The sequence below is a fragment of the Burkholderia sp. E168m23 genome (genome assembly GCF_016586125.1).
GTDB lineage: Bacteria > Pseudomonadota > Gammaproteobacteria > Burkholderiales > Burkholderiaceae > Burkholderia > Burkholderia orbicola.
This window is the reverse complement of sequence record NZ_BCPP01000235.1, coordinates 1-7903: the sequence shown is the minus strand read 5'-3', so window position 1 is coordinate 7903 and position 7903 is coordinate 1. Positions and strand designations below refer to the sequence as shown.

Here is a 7903-nt window from a genome sequence, read left to right as displayed (position 1 = left end):
CGGTGATCGACAGGATGCGGCGGCGGCCGTTGGACAGCCGGCCGATCTGCACGATGAAGTCGATCGCGTTGGCGATCTGCCGTCGCAGGCTTGCTTCGGTCCCCTGAAAACCGGCGAAACCCGCCAGCATCTCGAGCCGGTACAAACATTCGCGCGGCGAGCTGGCGTGCACGGTGCCCATCGATCCGTCGTGGCCGGTGTTCATGGCCTGCAGCATTTCGAGCACCTCGCCGCCGCGCACTTCGCCGACGATGATCCGGTCCGGCCGCATCCGCAGCGTGTTTCGCAGCAGGTCGCGAATCGTCACGACGCCACTGCCGTCGAATCCGCCGGGACGACTTTCGAGCCGCACGACGTGTGGGTGATTCAGCGACAGTTCGGCCGTATCCTCGATCGTCACGACGCGTTCCGCCATCGGAATGTGGAACGCCAGCGCGTTCAGCAGCGACGTCTTGCCCGAACTGGTGCCGCCCGACACGAGCACGTTGCAGCGCGCGTCGACCGCGGCCTCGAGCAACCGGCCGATTTCCTCGTTGTAGGTACCGTTGCCCAGCAGGTCCTCGGGCTTCAGCGGGTCCTTGCGGAACTTCCGGATCGACACGACCGGGCCGTCGATCGACAACGGTTCGATCACGACGTTGACCCGCCCGCCGTCGGGCAGCCGCGCATCGACCATCGGATTCGATTCGTCGAGCCGCCGGCCGACCGGCGCGAGAATCCGTCGCACGATCCGCAGCAGATGCGCATTGTCGGTGAAGCGGATCGGCAGCTTCGACAGGATCCCGTGGCGCGACACATAGATGTCGTTGTAGCCGTTGATCAGGATGTCCTCGACGTGCGGGTCCGCCAACAGGTCTTCGATCGGCCCGAAGCCGGCGAGCTCCTTCGTCAGCGCCTCGGCCACCGCCCGCACCTCGCTCTCGTTGAGCGGGATGCGCCGCAACCGCACGAAGCTGTCGATTTCGAGATCGACGAACTGGTTGATCGCCTGTCGCGACCAACGGCCGAATTCGGCGCCCAGTTCCTCGATCCGCGTGAGCAGATGCTCGTGCGCGGCATTCTTGATGTCGTGGAACTGTTGCGTTTGCGAGAACGGCGCTGCGCCGTCGGCAAATTGAATGTCGTGTGCCATCGCTTACGACCGCTTCGTAGAGGATTGAATGATTCGCTTGAGCGCCGAGAGGCCGCCGGCCGCGCGCTGTGCCGCTCCCGGCGCCGGTGCGCCCGCGAGGCGCTCGACCAGCGGCCCGAGCGCACGAACGTACGGATCGCGTTCCGCGACCTCGGCGATCAGCTTGCCCTGGTTCGCCGCGTGCCCGATCGACACGCGCCGCGACGGCAGCGTCGCGAGCAGCGACAGATCGAGCCGTTCGGCGATCTGCGCGGGCATCAGCCCGAGCTCGGCATCGAACTGGTTGACGACGAGCCGGATCCGGTCGGTCGCGGCGCCTGCCTCGCGCAACCCGTCCAGCATCTCGACCGCCGATACGACCGATGCCACGCTCTGATCGCAAACGAGCCATGCTTCGTCCGCCAGGTTCACGACCTGCGCAATGAATTCGCGATTCGGGAAGCCGCCGAGATCGACGATCTGGTGATCGAAGAACGCCCGCAGCCGGTTCAGCAACGCCGCGCACGACGCTGTCGCCACGTCGCGCAGCTCGGCGAGATTCGGTGGCAGCGTCGTCAGCGCGACGCCGCTCGAATGGCGCGCGAGTGCGGTCGTCACGAACGTGCGGTCGATCCGGCGCAGGTTGCGCACGGCCTCGACGAAATGGAATTCGCAGCGCGTGTTCAGGAACAACGCGCCGTCGCCGGCCGGCAGCCCGAGATCGAGCAGCGCCGCTGTGCGCGCGGGATCGGCCGGCCGCCGCTGCATCAGCACCGACAGGTTCGCGGCGAGCGTGCTCACGCCCATTCCGGCGCGCGCGCCGAGCAATGCGGTGACCTTTCCGTGACGATTGGCCGGCTCGCCCACGTTGTCGAGCAACACGCGCGTGATCCGCAGCGCTTCGTCGGCCGGTGCGGAAAAATCGACGAAATCGCGCACGCCCGCGCGCAGCGCGGCGAGCGCCCCTTCCGGCTGCGCGAGCGAGCCCAGTGCGACGACCGGCACGCCCGGATGTGCCGCGCGTACCGCGGCGACCACCGTGCTTGCCGCCGCGCAGTCACCGGAAAAATCGATGAACACCAGTGCCGGATTCAACACGCCGATACGCTGCGACAGCGCGGCGCCATCGAGTGGCACCCCTTCGACCGCGCCGGCGGCCACCAGCGATTGCGACAGCCAGCGCACATGCTCCGCAAGCGAGGATGCGCAGACGAAGTGGTCGGTGACGGCGGGCTCAGCCAAAGAGTAGGTTCTCGCATTCATCTTGGATACTCCCAATGAAGCAAGGCATCGCGTCGTGCGCGACGGCCTGCGCGGTCCGGTAACGATTCGGCGCGCTCATTTCGAGAACCCCGGCCCTGCGTCCGGCGACGCCATGCCGCCCAGGTACGAACGCCACACCGGACCGTCGCGCTGCTCGGACAGCTCGCCCGGCGTCGCCGGCAGCGGCGCGCCCTGCGCGATCGGCGCAACGAGATGCGGCGTCACGATGATCACGAGCTCCTTGTCGTTCTGCTGGTAGCTCAGATTCTTGAAAAACGCGCCGATGATGGGCAGATCGCCCAGGAACGGCACCTTGTTGACGTTGGACGTGGTTTCGCGGTCGATCAGGCCGCCGATCACGAAGCTTTCGCCGTCGCCGAGCTCGACCGTCGTGTCCGCGCGCCGCGTCGTCAGCGCGGGCACCTGCACGCTGTTGATCGTGATCGAATGCACGAAGTCGAGCTGGCTCGACTCGGGCGCAACCTTCAGCGCGATCCGCCGCGGACTCAGCACGGTCGGCGTGACCGTGAGCCCGACGCCATAGGGTTTCCATTCGATCGAGATCGTGCCGAGCGATTGCGGCACCGGCACCGGGATTTCGCCGCCGGCGAGGAAGTTCGCGCTCTGGCCGGACAACGCGACGAGCGTCGGCTGTGCGAGCACGCGCGCCAGGTTGTTCGCCTCGAGAATCGACAGGTCGGCGAACAATCCGCGCGACACCGAATTGACGACGAGGTTGAACGCCGACGAAATCGGTACGCTCGTGTTGTAGGTGAGCGAGCCGCCCGGCGTACCGGTAATCGAGGTGAGCCCCGTCGGCGCGAAAGCCCCGAACGCAAAGCCGTTGCTCTGCTTGAAGAAGTTCAGGCCCGCCTGCTTCAGCACCGAGCGGCTGAATTCGACGACCCGCACATCGACCTGTACGACGTTCTTGCCGGAAATCGTCGACGCATCGAGCGTCGTCCCGTCCTTGCCACCGACCGTCTTCGCCGCATGGACCGCCCGCTGATGCCCGTCGAGCGTTCCGGCCGCACCGCCGATCACCGTCGTGCCGCCATACGTGTTCACGCTCGGCGACGTGCCGTCGAGCAGTGCCCGCGCCGCACCGCTCGTGACGTTCACGTTATAGACGGTCGGCTCGTCGCGGCCGCGCTCCCAGATCATCACGTTCGTCGCGCCGGCATTCTTCGCCACCAGCAGCACGCCGCCACGCCCGCCCTTCACGACGAGCACGTCGGCCACCGACGGGTCGCCGACCGCGACCCGCTGCAGCGCGCGCCCCGTCGCAATCTGCCGCTGCGCGCCGATCGCAAGGCTGATCGTGCCGCTCGTGTCGGCCGCGTCCGACAGCGGCGGCATCGCCAGCGCGCTCAATGCAATAGCCAAACCAATCAGTTTCTTTTTCATTGTTTTGCCGTCGTCGTCCCGCTCAATAAGCGACCGTTTCGGTCCGCCCACCCCGAATCACTTCGATGCTGCCGCCGCTCGGATGCCGCGCGACCACCCGCGGCGCCGCACGCGGGGCCGGTGCCGCCGTCGTCGCGCTCTTCGATAACTCGCTCAGCACCACGCCCGCCGCGGCAAGCGTCGACGGGCTCTTGTCGTCGCCGACACGGACCGCGACGGTTTGCGTCGCGACATCGTCGTCACGCGGGCTACGCAGCGCGAGCACGAGCCGGCCGCTCTGCTCGGCGAGCGTCAGCGCGTCCACCTGCGCGGTCGGCACCGCCAGCACCGCGGTCCGCGTCCCGACCACCGAGCCGTTCGAGCTGTCGCGCTCGGTCGTCGCATCGCCGAACGACAGCACGCGGACCTTCGACATCAGCAGCCGCGCCTGGGTATTCACGATCTCCGCCGTCGACGTCCCGCCGATTGCCACGCCGGTCCCGTCGCGCTTCAGATTCAGGAACACGTCGACATAGTTGCCGGGCCGCACGCGGTTGCCGACCGCGTTGGTCTCGTCGACCTTGATCGCGACGGCACGCTCTCCCGGTGCGAGCTGCTCGGCGAGGCCGGACGACAATGCGCTCGCGACGACGGCCGCCTGCGCGGGAATATCGGCCGCCGGAATGCGGCCGACCAGTTGCAGCGGATCGGCGAACGCGCCCTGCGGCGCGGCGGTCGACTGCTGGACCTTCAGCGCCTCGGCCGGAATCGGCTGGCCGGCTTGCAACGGCCGTGTCGTCACGACGACCGGCACGCTCTGCGTCGCGACCGTCGCGGCAACCGGCGCGACGTCGGCCGGCTTGCGACCGAGCATCCACGCATAGACGCCGAGCAGGATCGCGATCGCGATCAGCAAGCCCGCAATGATCTTCGTCAGGTTGTTGGCCATGGTGTTGTTATGTTTCCCCGCCACTCACGATTGAATTCTCCACGCAGCATGGCCGACCGGGCGCCCTCGACCCGGCACGACGCCGTTGCTGCCGTCTATATGATGTTGACCGGGCTGATCTGCACCATCGCGGTTCCGGTGAGTGTCGACGGCACCGGCAACAGCGAACCGAGCAGCGGAAACGGTGGAATCAGCGGGCTCTGCGAGTAGGGATACGTCAGCGTGATCTGCACGCACAGCATCGTCGGGTCGTACGAACAGCTGCCTTGCTGCGTGGGTGAGCATGTCGACCCTTTCAGCCATGTGGTCAGATTCGTCGCGGCCGTGCATGCGGCCTGGGCCCGCGCCGCCAGCGCGGCTTGCTGCGCCGCCTGCACCGACGCGGCCGCGCCGACCTGCTGATAGTTCAACGCGGCGCGAGCGCCTTCCGTGGCGGCAAGCGTCAGGTTTTGCTGGGCCGCGAAGATCATCCCGTACGTGATGATCGCGTATAGGATCAGGAAGAACACGGGGAGCACCATCGCAAACTCGATCGCCGTCGCGCCGCGCTGGCGACGCCGCATGCCGGATGCCGGAAGAACGGCTGTCATTGCATTCCCCCCGTCGCGATCCGGTACAGGCACCACAGCGCCGCGGGAATCACGAGAAACGCGGCATACGGCGACGCCCGGAAACCGGCGATCTGCATCGTCGGCGAACGCCGCTGCCACAACGCCGACACCGGCGTACGGGTGGCGAAAACCAGCGTGCCGGCATGCGCGAATGCCAGCAGGCTCGCAATGATCCAGAGCCACAGCAGCGCATGCGGGCCGCACCACGCGCCCAGCACCGCGAATACCTTGACATCCGCGGCACCCATTACGCGCAGCACAAAAAACGGGAAAAGGCTGAGAAAGCCGATCAGTACGCCAATGAGCGCCTGATTCACGGATATGCCGAATGGATTATGCCCGGCGAGCACAAATGCAGATACGAATCCACCGATCACCAGTGAATTCGGTATACGCCTATGACGGATGTCCTCGAGCGCGACGAGCACCGCCCACGCGAGGAAAACCCCGACGCCAGTTAGCAGGATCATTTACGCCCCGAACGGCAAAACTTACCGCGCGGATTGCCGAAGCAATCCGCGCCCCTGACAACAGGGAAATGAGCAAAAGCTCGTTCGTTATGCCTTCGGCAGCATGGTCGCGATGTAGCTGAACGCCCCCGAGATGCCGCCCGTCAACGTGCTCATGGCACTGACGAGAGCGACTGCGATAAGTCCTGCGATGAGTCCGTACTCGACTGCGGTAACCCCGTCTTCTTCCTTAAGGAAACGCTTGATGATTGCTTTCATTTTATTCCTCGTGCCTGTATTTACGTTTTCTGGCCTTTTATACGTATACGTCCCCGCATATCTGGCCGTTTGCCCCAACCGTTCGCCACATCTGCTGTAACGACAACCGGGTGCGCTTTCTTTATAGGTCGCCCCGAAGGGCATTGCTCACGATTTGATGCAAGTTAACATTCGCGATAGCGCTCCTCCTCGAACGTAGTGTACCGAACCGTACATTTGCTTACATCTGCTCCGGATTCTATATCCGATCCCATTTAAATTCCAACCTCTTTTAACCACTCTGACGGAAAAAAATGACCGGGAGCACAACGTATTTGTACGGCGTTTCGGTACGACTTACACATAGGATTTACGATAGGTTAGATGTGCACACCTAATCCACCAGTAAAACAATGGCCTCGTCCACCAAGCCTGCGTGGGCCCCACGTTACGCCGCACGCGTAACGCCAATGTTGTGACGTTACGTTACGAAACGGCCGAAACCGTTCTCATTCATCTGTATTTAAACAGATTCAACAATCTTTCAAGATCCGTAACTTCCTTTTCCGACAAGGAATTGCCTCGTTTAAAACCTGTTGTCGAACCGTCGGGCGTCGAAATGGCACGACAGTTGCAGAGTAGTCCTCGCACCACTCAACACAACGCAGTTCACAACACATTTTTAATGCGAGGAAGAAATGGACATCAAGGTTATCCCTCATGGCGTGTTCCGGACGACTCTGATCGCGGCCACCGTTGCAGCCATGCTTTCCCTCTCCGCGTGCGGCGGCTCCGGCTCCATCAGCCAGGGTCTCGGCGGCGGCGGTTCGAGCTCCGGCGGCGGCGATACGATCTCCACGTCGGGCGGCAACGGCTCGAGCGGCACCTCGGGTACGAGCGGTACCTCCGGCAGCAGCGGGACTTCGGGCACGAGCGGCACGTCCGGTACCAGCGGCACCTCGGGAACGAGCGGCACGTCGGGCACCAGCGGCACCTCGGGAACGAGCGGTACGTCCGGCACCTCGGGTGTGTCGGCGAATCCAGTGGGAAATGTCCTCGCACAAGGCAGCAATATCATCACGAATGCCGGCGACACCGTCTCCGGCCTCGGCTCGGTCATCGGCAGCCAGACGCTGCCCGGCGTCAATCCCGCCACCACGCAAGCCGCGGGCGGCATCGTGCAAAGCGTCGGCGGCGCGGTCACCGCACTCGGCAACGGCCTCGGCAACGGGCTCGGCCAGCTCGGCGCGACGAAGGACCCGGTCGGCACCACGGTCGCCAGCACCGGCGGCGTGGTCAATCAGCTCGGCGGCGCAGTCACGCAAACGGGCAACCTGGTCACGAGCCTCGGCAGCGGCCCGCTGTCGCCGCTCGCGCCGGTCACCGGCGCCGTCGGCGGCCTCGTCACGACGCTCGGCGGCGCCGTGTCGAACGGCGGCACCACGCTCACCAATGTGCTGTCGACCGGCCCGATCCAGCAGGTCACGCAAACGGTCAGCTCGGCCATCACGCCGATCACGACGATGGTCGGCCAGACGACCCAGACGATCGGCACGGCAACCGGCCTCGGCGCACCGGTCAACACGCTGCTCGGCACGGTCGGCAACGGGCTGAACCAGGCCGGCGCCCTGCTCGCATCGACGGGCGGCAACCCGGTCACCACGGGTCTCGGCAACACCGTCTCGTCGACGGGCAACACCGTGAAGGCCGTCGGCGGCCTGCTCACGGGCGGCACCGGCGGCGTGACCAACCCGCTCGCCCCGCTCACGGGCCTCGTCTCCACGGTCACCGGCGCACTCGGTGGCGCAACGGGTGGCGGCAGCGGCCGCTCGCTCCGGTCACCGGTCTCGTCTCGACGGTCACCGGCGCACTCGGT

Annotated in this window: 7 protein-coding genes and 1 pseudogene; 1 reads left to right on the top strand and 7 read right to left on the bottom strand. The window is 65.5% G+C overall.

The features are described 5' to 3' along the window. From JMF90_RS14385 to JMF90_RS14355, 7 genes are all read right to left on the bottom strand, one after another. Window positions 1–1132: CpaF family protein (locus tag JMF90_RS14385; protein WP_201325183.1), on the bottom strand; the 1132-nt coding region annotated here is incomplete at its 3' end. 3 nt (window positions 1133–1135) lie between these two features. After that, on the bottom strand, window positions 1136–2374 hold the full coding sequence (locus tag JMF90_RS14380) for a fimbrial protein (RefSeq protein WP_201316870.1): 1239 nt from the start codon (window positions 2372–2374) through the stop codon (window positions 1136–1138). A gap of 75 nt (window positions 2375–2449) precedes the next feature. Beyond that, window positions 2450–3781 carry a type II and III secretion system protein family protein gene (locus tag JMF90_RS14375; protein WP_011545277.1) on the bottom strand — a complete coding sequence of 444 codons (1332 nt, stop codon included), beginning with the start codon at window positions 3779–3781 and terminating at the stop codon, window positions 2450–2452. 22 nt (window positions 3782–3803) lie between these two features. Then, window positions 3804–4709 carry a Flp pilus assembly protein CpaB gene (gene cpaB, locus JMF90_RS14370; protein ID WP_201316869.1) on the bottom strand — a complete coding sequence of 302 codons (906 nt, stop codon included), beginning with the start codon at window positions 4707–4709 and terminating at the stop codon, window positions 3804–3806. A 95-nt stretch (window positions 4710–4804) separates the two neighbouring features. After that, entirely contained in the window at window positions 4805–5299 is a 495-nt protein-coding gene (locus JMF90_RS14365) for a TadE/TadG family type IV pilus assembly protein (protein ID WP_027807339.1), read from the bottom strand. Further along, window positions 5296–5790, bottom strand: coding sequence for a prepilin peptidase (locus JMF90_RS14360; protein ID WP_077217796.1), 495 nt, complete (start codon window positions 5788–5790; stop codon window positions 5296–5298). The genes JMF90_RS14365 and JMF90_RS14360 overlap by 4 nt, the downstream gene beginning before the upstream one ends. An 87-nt stretch (window positions 5791–5877) precedes the next feature. Further along, window positions 5878–6048 (bottom strand): Flp family type IVb pilin, encoded by a 171-nt coding sequence (locus JMF90_RS14355; protein WP_201316868.1) that lies wholly within the window; start codon window positions 6046–6048, stop codon window positions 5878–5880. A gap of 677 nt (window positions 6049–6725) precedes the next feature. Between JMF90_RS14355 and JMF90_RS14350 the strand changes: the two are divergent. After that, window positions 6726–7903, top strand: a pseudogene (locus JMF90_RS14350) (collagen-like triple helix repeat-containing protein); the annotation flags it as partial.

Excerpts from the sequence above, each read along its gene's own strand:
- JMF90_RS14380 (WP_201316870.1), bottom strand. The coding sequence starts at position 2,374 with ATGAATGCGAGAACCTACTCTTTGGCTGAGCCCGCCGTCACCGACCAC.
- JMF90_RS14375 (WP_011545277.1), bottom strand. The coding sequence starts at position 3,781 with ATGAAAAAGAAACTGATTGGTTTGGCTATTGCATTGAGCGCGCTGGCG.
- cpaB (WP_201316869.1), bottom strand. The coding sequence starts at position 4,709 with ATGGCCAACAACCTGACGAAGATCATTGCGGGCTTGCTGATCGCGATC.
- JMF90_RS14365 (WP_027807339.1), bottom strand. The coding sequence starts at position 5,299 with ATGACAGCCGTTCTTCCGGCATCCGGCATGCGGCGTCGCCAGCGCGGC.
- JMF90_RS14360 (WP_077217796.1), bottom strand. The coding sequence starts at position 5,790 with ATGATCCTGCTAACTGGCGTCGGGGTTTTCCTCGCGTGGGCGGTGCTC.
- JMF90_RS14355 (WP_201316868.1), bottom strand. The coding sequence starts at position 6,048 with ATGAAAGCAATCATCAAGCGTTTCCTTAAGGAAGAAGACGGGGTTACC.